The 17542-nt window shown below is 43.3% G+C and carries 18 protein-coding genes and 1 rRNA gene; all 19 read left to right on the top strand.

The features are described 5' to 3' along the window. The first annotated feature begins 135 nt into the window (after positions 1 to 135). Complete coding sequence (tilS, locus tag ACPUYX_RS08730) at positions 136 to 1548, top strand: tRNA lysidine(34) synthetase TilS (RefSeq protein ID WP_426379307.1); 1413 nt, start codon at positions 136 to 138, stop codon at positions 1546 to 1548. Between the two features lie 95 nt (positions 1549 to 1643). Continuing rightward, entirely contained in the window at positions 1644 to 3548 is a 1905-nt protein-coding gene (ftsH, locus tag ACPUYX_RS08725; protein WP_426379306.1) for an ATP-dependent zinc metalloprotease FtsH, read from the top strand. A gap of 26 nt (positions 3549 to 3574) precedes the next feature. Beyond that, a complete protein-coding gene (gene ndk / locus ACPUYX_RS08720) occupies positions 3575 to 4024 on the top strand; it encodes a nucleoside-diphosphate kinase (RefSeq protein ID WP_426379305.1) in 450 nt (149 codons plus the stop codon). Positions 4025 to 4160: 136 nt separating this feature from the next. Beyond that, positions 4161 to 4871 (top strand): DUF881 domain-containing protein, encoded by a 711-nt coding sequence (locus ACPUYX_RS08715; RefSeq protein WP_426379304.1) that lies wholly within the window; start codon positions 4161 to 4163, stop codon positions 4869 to 4871. Beyond that, positions 4871 to 5572, top strand: coding sequence for a DUF881 domain-containing protein (locus ACPUYX_RS08710; RefSeq protein ID WP_088226286.1), 702 nt, complete (start codon positions 4871 to 4873; stop codon positions 5570 to 5572). The genes ACPUYX_RS08715 and ACPUYX_RS08710 overlap by 1 nt, the downstream gene beginning before the upstream one ends. A gap of 213 nt (positions 5573 to 5785) precedes the next feature. Then, complete coding sequence (locus ACPUYX_RS08705) at positions 5786 to 6268, top strand: HD domain-containing protein (RefSeq protein ID WP_426379303.1); 483 nt, start codon at positions 5786 to 5788, stop codon at positions 6266 to 6268. Between the two features lie 17 nt (positions 6269 to 6285). Then, positions 6286 to 7500, top strand: coding sequence for a dihydropteroate synthase (folP, locus tag ACPUYX_RS08700; RefSeq protein WP_426379302.1), 1215 nt, complete (start codon positions 6286 to 6288; stop codon positions 7498 to 7500). Beyond that, positions 7487 to 7864, top strand: coding sequence for a dihydroneopterin aldolase (gene folB / locus ACPUYX_RS08695; protein WP_426379301.1), 378 nt, complete (start codon positions 7487 to 7489; stop codon positions 7862 to 7864). The genes folP and folB overlap by 14 nt, the downstream gene beginning before the upstream one ends. Further along, positions 7861 to 8322, top strand: coding sequence for a 2-amino-4-hydroxy-6-hydroxymethyldihydropteridine diphosphokinase (gene folK, locus ACPUYX_RS08690; protein WP_426379300.1), 462 nt, complete (start codon positions 7861 to 7863; stop codon positions 8320 to 8322). The genes folB and folK overlap by 4 nt, the downstream gene beginning before the upstream one ends. Positions 8323 to 8751: 429 nt before the next feature. Continuing rightward, positions 8752 to 9636: a Rossmann-like and DUF2520 domain-containing protein gene (locus tag ACPUYX_RS08685; RefSeq protein ID WP_426379299.1), complete on the top strand. Its 885-nt coding sequence runs from the start codon at positions 8752 to 8754 to the stop codon at positions 9634 to 9636. A gap of 34 nt (positions 9637 to 9670) precedes the next feature. Continuing rightward, positions 9671 to 10528, top strand: coding sequence for a pantoate--beta-alanine ligase (panC, locus tag ACPUYX_RS08680; protein ID WP_426379298.1), 858 nt, complete (start codon positions 9671 to 9673; stop codon positions 10526 to 10528). Then, a complete protein-coding gene (gene panD, locus ACPUYX_RS08675) occupies positions 10521 to 10904 on the top strand; it encodes an aspartate 1-decarboxylase (RefSeq protein WP_426379297.1) in 384 nt (127 codons plus the stop codon). Before panC ends, panD begins: the two co-directional genes overlap by 8 nt. Positions 10905 to 10930: 26 nt before the next feature. After that, positions 10931 to 11911, top strand: coding sequence for a biotin--[acetyl-CoA-carboxylase] ligase (locus ACPUYX_RS08670; RefSeq protein ID WP_426379296.1), 981 nt, complete (start codon positions 10931 to 10933; stop codon positions 11909 to 11911). A gap of 100 nt (positions 11912 to 12011) precedes the next feature. After that, the gene (locus ACPUYX_RS08665; RefSeq protein WP_426379295.1) at positions 12012 to 12563 is read left to right on the top strand and encodes a biotin transporter BioY; all 552 of its coding nucleotides are present in this window, start codon (positions 12012 to 12014) and stop codon (positions 12561 to 12563) included. Positions 12564 to 12580: 17 nt separating this feature from the next. Next, positions 12581 to 13348, top strand: coding sequence for a type III pantothenate kinase (locus ACPUYX_RS08660; RefSeq protein WP_088226276.1), 768 nt, complete (start codon positions 12581 to 12583; stop codon positions 13346 to 13348). Between the two features lie 17 nt (positions 13349 to 13365). Further along, positions 13366 to 14331, top strand: a complete 966-nt coding sequence (gene dusB / locus ACPUYX_RS08655) for a tRNA dihydrouridine synthase DusB (protein ID WP_426379294.1) — start codon at positions 13366 to 13368, stop codon at positions 14329 to 14331. A 219-nt stretch (positions 14332 to 14550) separates the two neighbouring features. Then, positions 14551 to 15021 carry a transcription elongation factor GreA gene (gene greA / locus ACPUYX_RS08650; protein WP_088226274.1) on the top strand — a complete coding sequence of 157 codons (471 nt, stop codon included), beginning with the start codon at positions 14551 to 14553 and terminating at the stop codon, positions 15019 to 15021. Positions 15022 to 15267: 246 nt separating this feature from the next. Continuing rightward, a complete protein-coding gene (gene lysS / locus ACPUYX_RS08645) occupies positions 15268 to 16758 on the top strand; it encodes a lysine--tRNA ligase (protein WP_426379293.1) in 1491 nt (496 codons plus the stop codon). Positions 16759 to 17342: 584 nt separating this feature from the next. After that, positions 17343 to 17542 (top strand): 16S ribosomal RNA (locus ACPUYX_RS08640); the annotation flags it as partial.

Here is a 17542-nt window from a genome sequence, read left to right as displayed (position 1 = left end):
GATACACCTCAATAATTATTAATAATTTTTTCGTTAAACGAAAGTTTTATGGAAGTATGGCGTTGTGTTTATTCGGAGAGAATGTTAAGGTTATAATGTTTAATAAGAGTTTCTGATCAGAGCGGAGAATCAACGATGTTCGAAGAATTGCATACTTACATATTGCCTAATCTGATTCCGAAAAACACAAAATTGCTGGTCGCTGTGTCGGGAGGCCCTGATTCTATGGCTTTAGGGCATATACTTTGGCGATATATGCGGGAAGATCCTGCTCAGGGAATTTCACTCGTTATTACCCATGTTCATCACGGGGCTCGGAAAGAATCGGATCAGGAATTGGAACTTGTTCGAGAAATGGCAGAGCGATGGGAAGTTCCTTGCCGGATTCATCGTTTCGACTCTCTTGGCTATGCTCAAGCCATGGGGAAATCCTTTGAAGAAGCTGCGAGAGAGTGGCGGTATGCTCGTTGGCGGGAGGATATGCAAGAAGATGGGTGTAATCTTTTAGCAACGGCACACCATTTAGGTGATCAAGCTGAGACTATTCTTTATCGCCTGCTGAGAGGAAGCGGTGCTGCTGGCTTAGCAGGTATATATCCGTCAAGGGACTCCATAATTCGTCCCTTGTTGACGTTTACAAAGGCAGATATTTTCAAATACTGTGAGCAGGAGAGGTTACCTTATGCTATCGATCAGACGAATTTGCAGCCGGTTTATGTCCGAAATCGAATTCGTTTGGAACTAATACCGTTGTTGGAGAGAGAATATAATCCAAGGCTTCAGGAAGCCTTGGGAAGGATGGGGGAACTTCTGCGCTGGGATGAGGAGTATTTAGCTCAGCAAGTGGAAAAAGCTTGGAATGTATATGCTTTGAAAAGCCAACAAGCGATTGGCTTAAAGCCAGCGGTCTTTGCTGAACCGGCTGCGATTCTTTCGCGTCTGCTGCGACACGCGGCAATGATAGTTACCCGGGAACGCAGAGGGTTAAGCTATGCTTACATTACCAAGATTATGTCCTCTCAAGGCAAGCCGGGATGGAGACAGGATCTGCCGGGTTTGACTGTAAAAATTAATGAAGAGGGTATATGGTTTTGCAATAAAGTCCAGTCTATAGAGAAAGACGCTAAACCTTACATTTCGGACATCCTCTTAGAACCGGGAAGGCGGATCAAAATCCCTGGTTATGAGGCTGAGATTATGTTTCTTACAGAAAAAGAATTCAAATTAGCGGAGGAAGGTTTGAGAGACTCCGAAAACCAAGTGGCAATCTTCGATCAAGAGTTATTGATGCAAACACATGGCCGTCTTATGTGTCGAACACGGCGGCAAGGCGACAAAATGTGGTTTCCGGGTGTAGGGCACAAGGCTTTAAAAAAGGTATTTCAGGAGGGTAAAATCTCTGCCTCTAGGAGGGGCAACTTTCCGCTTGTTGCCGTTGGAGACGAGGTGCTCTGGATTCCGGGTCTTCGTCAGAGCGGATTGTGGCCGCCGCAGAAACACTCCCCAAAAGTATACTGCGTGATTATGGCTGCAAACCGGGAGCTCTAATTTGAATTCATTGTAAAAAGAAATTCAGCATGGTATAATATGTGGAATTGCTTTGTAAGATTAGGCGGTTCGCCAACTAGAGAGGAGGACCATATTTGAAGGTCTTTAAGAACGCAACAATTTATGTGCTTATAATTCTTATGGCAATTGTTTTAATTAAATGGTCGGCCCCTCCCGTGAACAAAGACGTGGGAATGGACTATACTACATTTAAGAGAGATGTAGTAGATAACCAAGTTAAAGATGTTTCAGGTATCATTGAAAACAATACCATTAAGTATACGGTTACATTGAAAGACGATACGAAGCACGATGTGGTTGGCTATGCCGATGATCCGCAGCTTGCCTCTGATTTGTTATCCCATGGAGTTCCGCTTAATTTATCCGAACCGACCGAGTCACCTTGGTGGGTTGGGCTTTTATCCACACTTCTGCCAACTCTCGCTATTGTGGGCCTGTTTTTCTTTATGATGCAGCAAAGCCAGGGCGGCGGCAATCGCGTCATGCAGTTTGGAAAAAGTAAGGCCCGTCTTGTTGGTGAAGACAAGAAGAAAGTAACCTTTGCCGATGTCGCGGGTGCTGATGAAGTTAAAGAAGAACTGCAAGAAGTCGTTGAGTTTCTAAAGTTCCCTAAAAAGTTTAACGAATTAGGGGCTAAGATTCCTACAGGAGTATTATTATTCGGCCCTCCGGGGACCGGTAAAACATTACTGGCTCGTGCTGTTTCCGGGGAGGCTGGTGTCCCGTTCTTCAGTATAAGTGGTTCTGACTTTGTAGAGATGTTTGTCGGAGTCGGCGCTTCGAGGGTTCGTGATTTGTTTGAACAGGCTAAAAAAAGTGCGCCGTGTATTGTTTTTATCGATGAAATAGACGCTGTCGGGCGGCAGCGGGGCGCCGGTTTAGGCGGCGGCCATGATGAGAGAGAACAAACGTTGAACCAACTTCTCGTGGAGATGGATGGTTTTAATGGAAATGACGGCGTTATCATTATTGCGGCAACGAATAGAGCTGACGTATTAGACCCTGCCCTTTTACGCCCTGGTCGCTTTGATCGGCAAATCGTTGTTGATGCTCCCGATGTAAAGGGGCGTGAAGAAATCTTAAAAGTTCACGCCAAAGGCAAGCCTATTACTAATGAAGTTGATTTGGAAGTCATAGCACGTCGAACTGCCGGGTTCACCGGGGCCGATATATCAAATCTACTTAATGAAGCTGCTCTTCTTTCCGCGCGAAGGGGAGAAAATCAAATTCGCCAACAAACTATCGAGGAGTCGATTGAACGAGTTATTGCCGGTCCGGAGAAGAAAACTCGGGTCATGAGTGCTTTTGAAAGGAAACTTGTTTCTTATCATGAGGCCGGACATGCATTGCTTGGAGAGTTGCTCACTCATACTGATCCTTTGCATAAAGTGTCCATAATCCCGCGTGGGAGAGCCGGTGGATACACCCTCCTGCTTCCTAAAGAAGATCGCAATTATATGACAAAATCTCAGCTGCTCGATCAGGTTACGATGTTATTGGGCGGACGTGTGGCTGAATCTGTGATCCTGCATGAAATAAGTACGGGAGCTTCTAACGACTTGGAGCGTGCAACCGGTATTGTGCGTAAAATGATTACTGAACTTGGGATGTCTGAGGAATTAGGACCTCTTACCTTCGGACATAAAGAAGAACAAGTTTTTCTGGGAAGAGACATTTCTCGTGATCGCAGTTACAGCGATGCGGTAGCCTATGCTATAGACAAAGAGGCTCGTCGTATTATTGATGACTGTTATCAGAAGGCTCAAACTTTAATCCGGGAAAATATTGACAAACTCCATGCTATTGCCCAAGCTTTAATGGAAAAGGAAACTTTAGATGTAAACAGTTTTGCTGCAATAATGGCTCAATTTGCCAAGCCTGCAGAGGAAGTCCCAAAGGACATAACGGTCAATTTGGAAAAGGAACCAGAAGATCTGCCAACACAAACCCTTGAAGAAGAGTTAAATAAGATTGAATAAAGATTATTAGTGAAGGGAGATTATGTATGGAAAGAACATTCCTGATGTTGAAACCGGATGCCATTCAACGCGGACTGGTCGGGAGAATTATTGCTAAGTTAGAAGACAAGGGCTTCAAGCTCGTTGGACTAAAGCTGCTCCAGGTGGATCGTGCTTTGGCTGAAGCTCATTATGCCGAACACAAGGGCAAAGGGTTCTTCGAACCAACTGTGGCTTATATTATGTCTTCACCTGTTGTTGCTATGGTTTGGCAAGGCAAGAATGTTGTGGCTTTGGCAAGAGAGCTGATGGGAGCCACAAATCCCGCTAATGCTAATCCAGGATCAATTCGGGGTAAATATGGAATGGACATTAGCCGCAACGTAATACATGGTTCGGACTCTATTGCGAGTGCCGAACGTGAAATTGCCCTTTATTTTAAATCTGAAGAGCTTATCGACTATACCAAAGCCGGGGAAGATTGGTTAAGCGAGTAGAAATCTTGCTGAATGACCTTGATCAATGTAGGTTGCGTTTGCGCTCTTAAAGATTTATACTTTTTGTATACAAATAGGGACGCCCTGATGGGTGTCCTTTTTAAAAATTTGCTCTCTTTTTGGAGGTGGCAATGATATGCAGTTGGAGATTAGAGAACGATCCTTACTCGGTTTAGGATCCGTGTTAATTGGGTTTCTGTTTGTAATGCTGCTCAAGGCTCATGGGATTGCCGGCAAGGAATCTATAGGGCAAGAGACTGCAGTACCGAGTTTAGTTCAAACAGAGCTTGAAAATCAGCAGATTTCAGTGGAAAATGTTAAGCTGCGGCAAGAACTTGGGAAATATGCTCAAGGGCAAAGCGCTTCGTCTTTAGCGAATCAACAGCTTCAAGAAGCTGAAATGAATGGCGGCCTGATAGCCGTTTCAGGACCGGGGATACGAATTACCCTTGATGATTCAAAGCGAACGGTCCAGGGTCAAGATGATCTAAACAATTATTATATTCATGAGCAATATATCCGGGAGATTTTTAATGCTCTATGGAATGGTGGGGCAGAGGCTATTGCAGTTAACGGGCAGCGTGTAACCTCGAATACCGAAGTCTTTTGCGGGGGTTCTTTTATTCAAATTAATGACACGCGACAAATGCCGCCCTATGTCATTGAAGCAATTGGTGATAAGAATAATCTTACTGCGGCACTCAAGTTTTATGGATGGGATAGACTGGGAGATTTTCAACAACAGTATGGGATTACACGTAAACTCGAGATCGACCAAAATTTAATCTTGCCAGCCGGAAAACTGAAGCCGTATCGCTTTGCTCAACCAGTTAAGGAGGGAACATGATGCATCGCTGGAAAAGAAGTCTAGCCCTCCCTGTTACAATGGTAGCTATTGCTTTAGGTTTCCTCGTCTCGTTACAGGTACACACTCAAAAAAATGTTTCTGCGGCAGAACAAATTAGTGCTGAGCGTTTAAACCAAATGAAATCAGTATTAGATAATTCTCAGGCTCAAAATGCTCAACTTCAGAAGGAACATCAGAATTTATTAACGGAGTTGGATACAGCGCGCAAAAAAGTTGGAACTGATCCTCAATTGCTGGATCGACTGAAGCAATTACAGATTCTTGAGGGGACACAAGCTGTTGAGGGGCCAGGTATACAAATAAGCATAGATGATCGGGGTAAAAATACGCTCTTTCCTGTAAGTACTGAGGATATTGCCAGGATGGTCAATACATTGAAATTTGCCGGAGCTGAAGCAATTAGTGTGAACGGACAACGAATTGTGAGTACAACAGCCATTGTGCTTAGCGGGAGTTCGACAATTCTCATAAACCAAGTTCCGATTAACCGAGTCGAAGGAGTTCCTTATGAATTGGATGCCATTGGAGATCAAGACACTCTTCTGGATTATTTCTCCAAAGTGGAAGCACCTGCTTTGAAACAGAATGGACAGATAGTAAGTATTACTCGAAAAACCCTAACGATCCCCTCCTTCAAAGGTTCATACACCTTCAAAAATGCAAAACCGATAGTTCCTTAATGATTTCCGAATTATGAGAATTAATGGCTTTATAGAGAAGGGAATTCACTTAGTTTATCGAATTTAAAGTATTATTGGAATAATTCGATCAAGGTGAAGTTACTGATGATAGAAGTAAGTGAAGGCAGGCCTTGGGTGGATTCCCAAGGCTTACCTTCTTTATAACCAGTTACCTTGATTGAAGGTAGGGAGTGGGTCAAAATACTACATTCGATGGCTCGCATAAATCAGCTCTTGGATCATCGGGATTATGTTGCCTATCAGGAGACAATCGATCAATTAGAAAAAAACCGGGAGTTCTGTAAGCATGGTTTTGATCACGGGATAAGTGTCGCTCGTATCGCTTATGCCTATATTTTAGAGCAAGATGGTCATGCTCTTTCTAAAGAAATAGTTTATGCTGCTGCCTTTCTTCATGATATAGGACGATGGGTGGAGTATCAGAGCGGAGAAGACCACGCCGAAGCGAGTGCTAAACTGGCACTGCCGATACTTGAGACTTGTAAGTTTAATCGCGAAGAAATTACGATTATTCTTAAGGGAATACGTGAACATCGCCAACACTGCGCAGATGGCCTAAGTGTACTGGGTAATGCTCTGGCTTTAGCTGATAATTGGGCAAGAGACTGCCGCCATTGCCGAACACAAAAACAATGTTATAAATATAATCAAGCAATGAGACTTATTACGTATTAATTTGGGGGGGTTAATAGATGCAAAGCTATGGCATGAGATGGGTTAGTATGGAGAATCTGGCAGAGGCCAATATGGCCATAAAAGAAATTGGCGCCGATCCTGCGGGGATTGCTCATATGGCCGGAAAAGGGCTGGGGCGGGGAATAAAACTAGAGCAGGTGCCCTTGCGCGTGGCCCATATTCTAAAGCAAGAGATGCTTTCTTTGGGCGGAGATGCAGCGGTCCATCGTAATGTGATTGTAAACCAAATTGAGACGACAGATATTATGTTGCTTGGAACGGTTCGGCAGCTTGAGAGGCTTTCAACAAAAGTTTTAGCCCAACCCTTTGGATTGAAGCAAATCGGTCATGATTTAAGGAAGCTGCTGGTAAATTTTGAGCCTCCTAAACCCAGAATATTAGACTGCCGTGGTAAAAAATTAAGACTTGGAGAACGAACCTTAATTATGGGGATTTTAAATGTAACACCTGACTCCTTTTCCGATGGAGGGAGATATAATAATCTTGAGGATGCTATAGCTCAAGCAGAGCAAATGGCTGCTGAAGGGGCGGATATTTTGGATATCGGGGCAGAATCTACCCGACCAGGCCATCTTGAAGTTAGTGAGGATGAAGAATGGAAGCGTTTGGAGCCCATTCTCAATGCTTTAGCGGAACGTGTGGATTTACCTCTTTCCATTGATACCTACAAAGCAAAGGTGGCTGCTAAGGCTCTTGAAGCTGGAGCCCATATAATTAATGATATTTGGGGTCTGCAGAAAGATCCTGAAATGGCAAGTGTTATTGGTGAATATCGAGCCCCTGTAATTGTTATGCATAATCAAGCGGGAACAACTTATCGTCATTTAATGGGGGATATTCTGACATTTTTAAAACGCAGTATTGGACTAGCCGAAGCCAGTGGTTTAACAGGAGACCAAATCATCGTAGACCCGGGAATCGGTTTTGGCAAAACCTTGGAGCAAAATCTTGAGGTCATGTCTCGTTTAGCAGAATTCAAGACCTTAGGGCAACCCGTACTATTGGGAACATCTCGCAAATCTATGATTGGAAAAACGTTGGATCTAGCAGTTGATGAACGTTTGGAAGGGACGCTGGCAACGAGCATTCTTGGCGTGGCTGCCGGTGTAGACATTGTACGGGTTCATGATGTTCAAGAGAATCGCAGAGCTGTAGAAATGGCGGATGCCATCGTACGAGGGCAGAGAGGAGTTAATTATGTCGGGGCATGATGCTATTCACCTTCGAGGCCTTGAGTTTTATGCTCATCATGGGGCGCTGCCCGAGGAGCAGGTTCTTGGACAGAAATTCATAATAGACATTGATCTTTTTGTGGATCTCAGCCGGGCGGGGAGTTCAGATCAAGTTCAGGACACTATTCATTATGGTGAAGTGTATAATGTTATTAAAACTTGTGTGAAGGATCATAAATATCAGTTGATAGAATATTTGGCGGAAAAAATAGCTCAATCAGTTTTGGCTCAATTTAATTGCAAATCTATTCGGGTAGAAGTACATAAGCCCCAAGCACCGGTTGCCGGCATTTTCCGAGACGTTTCCGTGGAGATTTGGCGACTGGCAGGGGGAACAGCATGAGAGCATTTTTAGGATTGGGCAGTAATCTTGGGGACAGAGGCTACTATCTTAGCGAGGCTGTTTCGGCTTTAAAGCGTCCCGCCATTGTTATTCTGTCGCTGTCACGAATCTATGAAACTGAACCTTGGGGGGTCCAAGAGCAGCCTCTGTATTGGAATCAGGTAGTTGAGGTGGATACCACTCTCCCTCCCTTGGATCTGCTTCATGTCTGTCAAGAAATTGAACAGCGATTTGGACGAGTGCGTAAGGAACATTGGGGGTCCAGAACGATTGACATTGATCTTCTAATTTATGATAATGTGGTTAGTGATTCAAAGGAATTGACATTACCACATCCCTATCTGGAGTTTCGGGAGTTTGTGCTTGCTCCCCTGCGTGAAATCGCACCAAATCTTGTTTTACCTTCGGGAAGACCGATCAGTCAGGTTTTTGGAGAGGGAAAGGTGTTTCCTTTATAATTAGGAATAAATAATCACCAGATTAGCCGACGACATCGAAGGAGTTGTACGGTGGTTTTGGTGTTAACGAATGAATCACGCCTACCAACCTAATACTATTGAACAAACACCGCTTGGATCATGAGACCGAGACGGAGGGTAGAATAAAGTGCCTTCACCTTGGTGAGGGCATTTTTTTACTATTAAACTTCCATGCCGTGAAGCGGCACCACTGATGCGTGAACTCGTTCAGCTAAAGCTGAACATCGGGGGTCACTCTCACTTGTAGAAGTGGGAGTTCGCGATTTGAAAATTGTGTCGAGCCCGGTGCATCTCAGATTATAGTTCCTGAGGGAAGCACGCAGGGCAAATAACCCTAATCGGTTGTTGCACCAGCCTTAAACAAAATCAGTCTTGAGAGTAGTCTAAATGGAGTAGGGAGGGGAAAGAATGAAGTTTGGGATTATCGGAGCAGGGATTGTTGGGACTGCTTTGGCTCTTCGGTTAGAGGAGAAGGGACACTATTGCATTGGTGTTCACACGCGAAGTCGCAGTTCCTATGAACGCTTTTGCCGGTATTTGCCTAAGAACCATCTTACATTGGATGAACTCGCCTCAACTGCGGATGGATTGTTTATAACTACCCAAGATGACTTAATCCGCACGGTGGCTGAAAACCTTAGTGTTAGACCTTCTATTAAATCAAAACAACTATGGATTCACTGTTCAGGTTCACTCCCTTCGAATGTGCTGAGGGTCAAAGAGAGTTTATCTGTACGCTGTCTTTCTCTGCATCCTCTTCAGGCTTTTGCCAGCATAGAAAAGGCTTTGGAGATCTTAAGCGGGACTCATTTCGGAATTGAAGGTGATGATGAGGAGTTTGGGGTGGGTATTGTCAACGATTTGGGGGGAATCCCTCATCGCATTTTAGCGTCTCAGAAATCAATGTATCATGCAGGAGCCGTAGTTGCTTCAAATTATCTGGTAGTATTGGCTTCTTTGGCTGTGGAACTTTTTGCCGAGGCTGGATTCCGAGAGGATGAAGCCCTGGCATCATTAATCCCTTTGATGCGAGGGACTCTCTATAATCTGGAGCAGATGGGACTTCCTCAAGCCTTGACAGGGCCGGTTGCGCGAGGCGATGTTAAAGTGATACAAGGTCATTTAGAACATATGCCCTCGAAGCTCAAGAAAATATACAAGGAACTAGGGTCAAAAGCTCTGGAGCTCGGAGAAGACAAAAAGGCTCAACAAGGGTTGACCTATTCTCCGGAAGATTTAACTAAGCTGAAGTCGATGTTAGGAATGTTAGAACAGCCTCTATCTGGACATTAATGTTTAATATAAGGTAAGAAAGGCGGACATAGGTATGCTTAGAACTGCTAAAATTTCAGAACTTCGTAAAATCATTAAAGAGGAAAGACAAAGGGGGAAAACCATCGCTCTTGTTCCCTCAATGGGTTACTTGCATAGAGGTCATTTAACGTTAATTGAGAAGGCTAAAGAAACAGGAGCTTTTGTTGTCGTAAGTATTTTTGTCAATCCCCTGCAATTTGGACCTAACGAAGACTATGCACGTTATCCGAGGGATTTAGAAAGGGATGCACAATTAGTGGAAGGGTGCGGCGTTGATCTTCTCTTTCATCCATCTGTGGAAGAAATGTATCCTAGGCCCATGGTGACGTTTGTTGAGGTAACTCAATTGGACAAGGTATTATGTGGTGCTAATCGCCCCGGACATTTCCGAGGAGTCACCACTGTTGTCAGCAAATTGTTTCATATTGTCCAACCGGATATAGCCTTTTTTGGGCAAAAGGATTATCAACAATACTTGATTATCCGACGAATGGTTAGTGATTTGAATCTTCCTATTGAGGTCCGAGGTGTACCTATTGTTCGAGAAAAGGATGGTCTTGCTCTCAGCTCGCGTAATGTCTTTTTATCGCCTGAACAACGTCAGGAAGCCTTGGTACTGTCTCGGAGTCTTAATGAAGCGGCAGAATTGATTCAACAAGGAAAACGTTCAGCCCGAGACATTGAAGATTTTATTCGCAATGCCATTATGCGTGACAGTCAAGGAGTTATCGATTATGTGGAGGTCAGGGACGCCGAGGATCTCTCGGAAGTTACAGAAATCAATCGACAAGTATTAATTGCGCTGGCGGTAAAATTCGGTCCAACGCGCTTGATTGATAATATCGTCGTGGAGGTTGAAACAAATGTTTAGAATGATGATGAAATCGAAAATTCACAGAGCGATTGTGACAGAAGCTAACCTTCAATATGTGGGGAGCGTGACGATAGACTCAGACTTGATGCAAAAGGCAAATATTTTACCTAATGAGAAGGTACAGATTGTCAATAATAATAACGGTGCAAGGTTTGAAACCTATGTCATTCCCGGGGAGCCTCGTTCCGGCGTGATCTGTCTCAATGGTGCCGCAGCACGGCAGGTGCAGATCGGGGATCAGGTAATTATTATTTCCTATTGTTTGCTTACGGATGAGGAGGCTCATAATTACAAGCCAAATGTTGTTTTTGTGGATGAGAATAATCGGCCGACTAAGATTGAGTCCGAAGAAATTCATGGACAAAAATCTTAATTGGATCAAGCAGGGAGCGAAAGCGAATGGCAAGTCATGATATTCTTCAGCTTCTCGTCTCTCTTCCCGGAGAGTACGTATCGGGTGAAAGAATCAGCCAACAACTTAATGTTACTAGAGCTTCAGTTTGGAAGCAGATTAAACAGCTAAAAGAAGAAGGATTTGCTATCGAGGCCCATACCAAAAAAGGATATTGTCTCCGTAAAACTCCCAATTCGTTAAATGCCTGGGTTATTGAGCAAATGTTAGAAACCAAGTCCTTGGGGCATGTTCTAGCTATTGAGGACAAACTGACATCAACAAATGCTAAGGCAAAGGAATTAGCACGTGAGGGAGGAATTCATGGTCAGGTTGTTATAGCAAAAACCCAATATGCAGGTCGGGGAAGAATGCAGAGAGAATGGCAGTCTCCTCTGGGAGGATTATGGATGTCAGTAATTATCCGGCCAAACTTGTCCTTAGCCAATGCTTCAAAGCTGACTCTTGCTGCAAGTGTGGCAATTGTGGATGCTATAGAAGAATTATATCAATTGCGGGTTGGAATTAAGTGGCCCAACGATCTTCTCTATAATGGCAAAAAGATTACCGGAATACTCGGCGAAGTCGTCGGAGAATGGAATAGGGTACAGACCTTAATATTAGGAATTGGTATTAATGCCAATTTTTCAAGTGAGAAACTAGGCACTGCCTTAACGGTTGCAACGTTGCAGGAAATATTGGGGTACGAGGTTGACTTGAATAGGTTAGCTGCCACAATTTTAAAGTACTTAGAAAAACAGGTTATGGCTCTGGAAGAAAATCTCTTTCAGGAGCTGCGTTCTAACTGGATGGCTCGAGCGGTTGGTCTTGGGGAAGAAGTAAGGGTTTTGCGCGGCGAGGAGGTCATTGTCGGAGTGTTTAAGGGGATTTCTCAGGATGGTGAATTACTCCTAAGCACAGAACAGGGTGAGGAGCGGTTTTCGGCCGGAGAAGTTCAGTTGAGATCTAAGCTGGGAGCATATTTTTAGGGAATTATTCCTTCTGGATAATTTAGAAATATATTGCAAGTCAGCGGCTCTTATTGTAAACTCAAAATATAAATTAAGTTTACAATGGAGGGTGAGACTTATGAATGTTCGGAAATTAGCTATGTCATCGGTTTTTGCGGCTTTAATGTGCTTAACAGGTATGCTGATACATTGGGCGCCTGCCTTGATTCCTTTTAGTATTCTCCCGGTTTTTGTGTATCTTTCAGGCCTTATTCTCGGAGCGGAATATGGTGCCATGGCAATGCTGGTTTATCTGGTATTGGGGCTGTTTGGACTGCCCGTTTTTGCCTCCGCGCCCTTCGGGGGGTTGGGATATATTTTGAAACCTACCTTTGGCTTTCTGTTAGGTTATGTTGCGGCGGCTTATGCCGTGGGGCGCATTTATGGTGAAGGAAGCCTTTGGCGTGCGATTGCTGGTGTGTTTTCAGGCCTTATCATTTTATATCTTTTTGGTTTAAGTTATCTTTATGTGATTTTACATTGGGTTTTGCATCAAGGAACAAGTATGGTGGGTGTTCTGACGATTGGATTTGTCCCTTTACTTTTTATGGGGGATTTGATTAAGGCCGGGATTGCAGTCTGGGTTGGCCAAGAAGTCGTTCGTCGGCGCCAAAACGCCTTAGATCGTTAGGCAAAAGGAGTGGTAGTGTGATTCTTCTATTCGATGTAGGAAATACCAATATTGTTTTAGGGGTTTACGATGAAAGGACACTGACTCATCATTGGAGAGTTTCAACTGAAAAGTCTCGAACTGTTGATGAGTATGCGGTTGTGATTAAAAATCTTTTTGACTTTAGTGGCTTAAGCTTTAAGGAGATAACCGCTGTTGTCATTTCTTCAGTTGTCCCACCTGTTATGCCGACCTTAGAAACGCTTGCCCGAAAATATTTTGGTGTAGAACCGCTTGTAGTGGGGCCAGGGATTAAGACAGGCATGCCGATTATTTATGATAACCCAAGGGAAGTTGGAGCCGATCGGATTGTAAATGCTGTTGCAGCTTATGCTAAATATGGCGGACCCCTGGTGATTGTAGATTTTGGCACAGCAACAACGTTCTGTGTTGTTTCCAAACGGGGAGAATATTTGGGAGGAGCTATTGCGCCGGGGATTGGGATTTCAACGGAAGCCCTCTTTTTGCGCGCTTCCAAATTACCAAGGGTCGAGATGGTGAAACCTACTTCGGTAATCGCTAAAAATACAGTTGCCGGAATGCAGTCTGGGATATACTACGGTTTTACGGGCCAAGTTGATGGGATTGTTAAACGAATGAAAGAGGAATTAGGATCGGAAACTAAAGTTGTAGCAACCGGCGGGTTGGCGAAGATGATTTCTCACGAATCTGAAACCATTGAAACAGTGGACCCTTTTCTGACTCTCGAAGGGCTATTAATCATTTACGAACGGAATCAGAAATAATTAATCGAGGAATGAATATGAATCTAGGAAACTATAACCTTGGAGTTCCCGTGTTTTTAGCACCTTTGGCAGGAGTAACGGATAAGGCCTTTCGCGAAACGGTATGCACCTTAGGCGGAAGAACTGTTTGGACAGAAATGATCAGCGACAAAGCATTGAATTATCGTAATTCAAAAACATTAAGCATGTTAGATTTGAGAGATGAACCTGAGCCTAGGATTGTTCAGCTATTCGGTTCTGATCCGGGAACAATGTCTCAGGCAGCAATTTTGGCTTTAGATGCCGGCGCAAATGTTATTGATATAAACATGGGGTGCCCTACTCCTAAAATCACAAAAAATGGCGAGGGCTCGGCCCTGCTAAGAGATTTGCCGCGGGCACAAGCTATTGCGGCCGCTGTTGTAAAGGCTGTTAGTATTCCGGTTACGGTAAAGATTCGTCTTGGCTGGAATCACGATGAAATTGTGGCTTTGGAGATAGCTCGTCGTCTTGAGGCCGTGGGAGTTCAAATGTTAACTCTTCACGCCCGGACTCGAGAGCAATTTTATGCAGGACGGGCTGATTGGGCCTGGATCCGAAACGTTAAGAGCAAGGTTAAAATCCCTGTTATCGGCAACGGGGATATATTTTGTCCGGAAGATGCGCGCAGAATGATTGAGGAGACGGGATGTGACGGTGTCATGATCGGCCGCGGAGCTTTAGGAAACCCCTGGCTTATTCCCCGAACCCAGTATTTCCTTGAACACGGTACAATATTACCTGAACCAGTCCTTGAAGAACGCATTAAGGTAGCCATGCAACATTTCGAGCGAGTGTTGCGCTATAAGGGTGAACATATTGGTCTTAACGAAATGAGAAAACATGCTGTTTGGTATATCAAAGGGGTACGAAATGCGGCACAATTCAGAGATATTATTATGCAAACAAGATCCGCTGATGAAATGAGAACCATCATGCGTCGAATATTACAAAACGGAGAATAGATTTTGTCGAAGAGAGAAAAACTATGGGAACATTGCTCGCTAAGAGGGAATGTGGTATCCTTGACAATATTTTGCAAGGTCCTTATAATAACGAGTAATGTATTTGAGGAATTATTTTTTACAGTTCCTGGTTTAAATGAAGTACGCTAAAGGCTGTTAGAAAGTGCAAAGTACTATAAATAGCACAATGCGTAGGACGAGAAAAGGGAGCGAGAAACTATGCCTGAAAAAGAAGTCATTCTGACCTTGGAAGGCCTCAAAAAACTTGAGGAAGAGTTAGAACTAACAAAAACAGTAAAGCGTCGGGAAGTTGCCTTGCGGATCAAGCAAGCCATTGACTTTGGCGATATTAGCGAAAACTCTGAATATGACGATGCTAAGAATGATCAAGCTTTTATCGAAGGTCGAATTATTACCTTGGAAAAAATGCTCAGGAATGCACGGGTTATTGATGAGGTTGAAGGAACGGATGTTGTAACTTTAGGTGCAAAGGTGCGTTTAAAAGACGTTGACTATGGAGACGAAGAGGAGTACTATATTGTCGGATCAGCAGAGGCAGATCCGGGTACGAATAAGATTTCGAACGAGTCTCCGGTAGGTAAAGCTGTTTTGGGTCAAACAAAAGGATCTATCGTGGAAGTTAATGTACCGGCGGGGATTCTACACTATCAAATCCTCGACATCAAGTAAGGATTATCCCATTATCAAATTAGGACAGAAAAAATAAGCTTTTTGCAGAGTGCAGTGTTTCTGTATGGTTAATCAAATACAGATCCTGCACTTTGTTTATTGATCTTAAGATAGCCATATTATGGGAAACGCAGCCAAAATGATGAATGATCGTTGGTTTTACGTTAAAATCTTGATTCTTCTTGTTTAGCCGCGTCTATATTTGGTAAAATTGATAAGATAAGAGTAAATGATGGAGGAATTAAGATGGATAATACTAACGACCTTTGGCGAATACGTTTAGAAAAGCTTGATCTTTTCCGCCAAGCAGGTCTGGAACCTTATGCAGATCGCTATATTCGTTCTCATAAAGCTCAAGAAATTCTGGATGATTTTGAAAATCTAGAAGGTCGGAAGGTTAGCGTTGCCGGCAGAATTATGAGCAAACGAGATCAGGGAAAAGTTATTTTTGTCCACAGTCAAGATTTAAGTGGACGGATTCAGATTTATATGCGCAAGGATGATTTAGGCCAAACTCTCTTTGATTTGATTTCCAAATTCGACGTTGGGGACATTATTGGAGTTGAAGGAGAGGTATTTCGTACCAAACGTGGGGAGATCTCGATTCATGCACGAGATGTCAAGTTGCTTTCTAAGGCAATGAGGCCTCTTCCGGAAAAATTCCATGGGCTGACTAATGTAGAAACACGTTATCGCCGGCGGTATTTGGATTTAGTCATGAATCCTGAGGTTCGTCAAGTTTTTGTGACACGGAGCAAGATTATTCGCTACATGCGAGAATATCTTGAAGCTAAAGAGTTTCTTGAAGTTGAGACACCAACTTTGCACAGCATACCAGGGGGAGCTGCAGCTCGTCCTTTCATTACTCATCATAATACCCTGGATATCGATCTTTATTTGCGGATTGCTCTGGAACTTCCTTTAAAGCGTCTTATTGTCGGGGGATTTGAAAAAGTCTTTGAAATTGGCCGAACCTTTCGCAATGAAGGAATTTCGATCAAACATAATCCTGAATTTACAATGATGGAACTCTATCAGGCCTATGCAAATTTTGAAGATATTATGGAACTAACTGAGGAGATGATCTCCTATATTGTAAAAAAGGTTCACGGAACGACGATGATAACTTATCAAGGACAAGCTATTGAGTTTAAATCACCTTGGCGCAGATTACCCATGTTGGAGGGTATTCTTGAGTATTCAGGCGTTGATTTTCGCGAGATTGTAACGGATGAGCAGGCACAAGAGATAGCTAAGGAAAAGGGTATTCAAGTTGATGAAGGCACATCACGTGGAAAAATCATTAACGAGTTTTTCGAAGCCTTTGTCGAACCCAATTTGATTCAACCAACATTTATTACCGGGCATCCTGTTGAAATTTCTCCTTTAGCTAAGCGTAATGCCAAACATCCGGAATATACGGATCGTTTTGAAGCGTTTATATTTGGGCGTGAGCTTGCTAATGCTTTTTCGGAGCTTAATGATCCTATCGACCAGAGGCAGCGATTTGAAGCCCAGGCTGCAGAAAGAGCCAAGGGAGATGACGAGGCACACATTTTGGATGAGGATTTCGTACAAGCTTTGGAGTATGGTCTTCCGCCGACAGGAGGTTTGGGAATCGGTATCGATCGGTTAGTCATGCTATTAACGGATTCTGCGTCCATACGAGATGTAATCCTCTTCCCAACCATGCGTCCGCGAGACGAGAGTGTTCTAGATGCCGATAGCGAAGAATAATTTTGTCTTAAGGGATGTTGTGAGATAGCTTAGAATTGGTTAGATATCTGAAATTGAGACAAATTGATTAGGGATATTGCTGTAGAGCTATTTCTACTTGTTTAAGGATTAAGAGTCTGACTAACAGAAGTCAGACTCTTTTTCATAAGATACATTGTTATACGGGTTACAGAAACAAGAAACATAAAAAGACGATTTGCTTACCTATGCCGAGAATATGAGAGTATATATAATAATTAATGCTATAAAACCTAAGATACATTGATTTATTATAGTTGAAATAGTGAATATAAGTATGGTATATTAGTCAATGTTCGCTTGGTAATTTGTGAGCTGAAGTAAAACAAAAGAAATTCAAGTTAGATGGATTAAAAATAAGTATTGACTTTTGTGGTTATTAATGGTATGATTGAAATCTAGCTTGACAAGAGATTTGCTATCTTTCTTAACAGCTAATAAATATGTTTACTGGTCTTTGAAAACTAAACAACAAGGACAGCCAATGAGAGAAACTCGCAAGAGTTTCAAAAAGAATCATGAAATCATGAGCAGATATCATCTTCTTTAAAGAAGTTGAGATAACTTTTTTGGAGAGTTTGATCCTGGCTCAGGACGAACGCTGGCGGCGTGCCTAACACATGCAAGTCGAACGGAGAGATTTCTGAGTTTACTTAGAAAGATCTTAGTGGCGGACGGGTGAGTAACGCGTGGGTAACCTACCCAACAAACCGGGACAACCCTTGGAAACGAGGGCTAATACCGGATACGCTTATAAGTTGGCATC

Source organism: Desulfosporosinus sp. SYSU MS00001 (genome assembly GCF_049943955.1).
Lineage (GTDB): Bacteria > Bacillota > Desulfitobacteriia > Desulfitobacteriales > Desulfitobacteriaceae > Desulfosporosinus.
The sequence above is the reverse complement of the archived record's forward strand: the minus strand, read 5'-3'. Positions and strand labels throughout refer to the sequence as shown.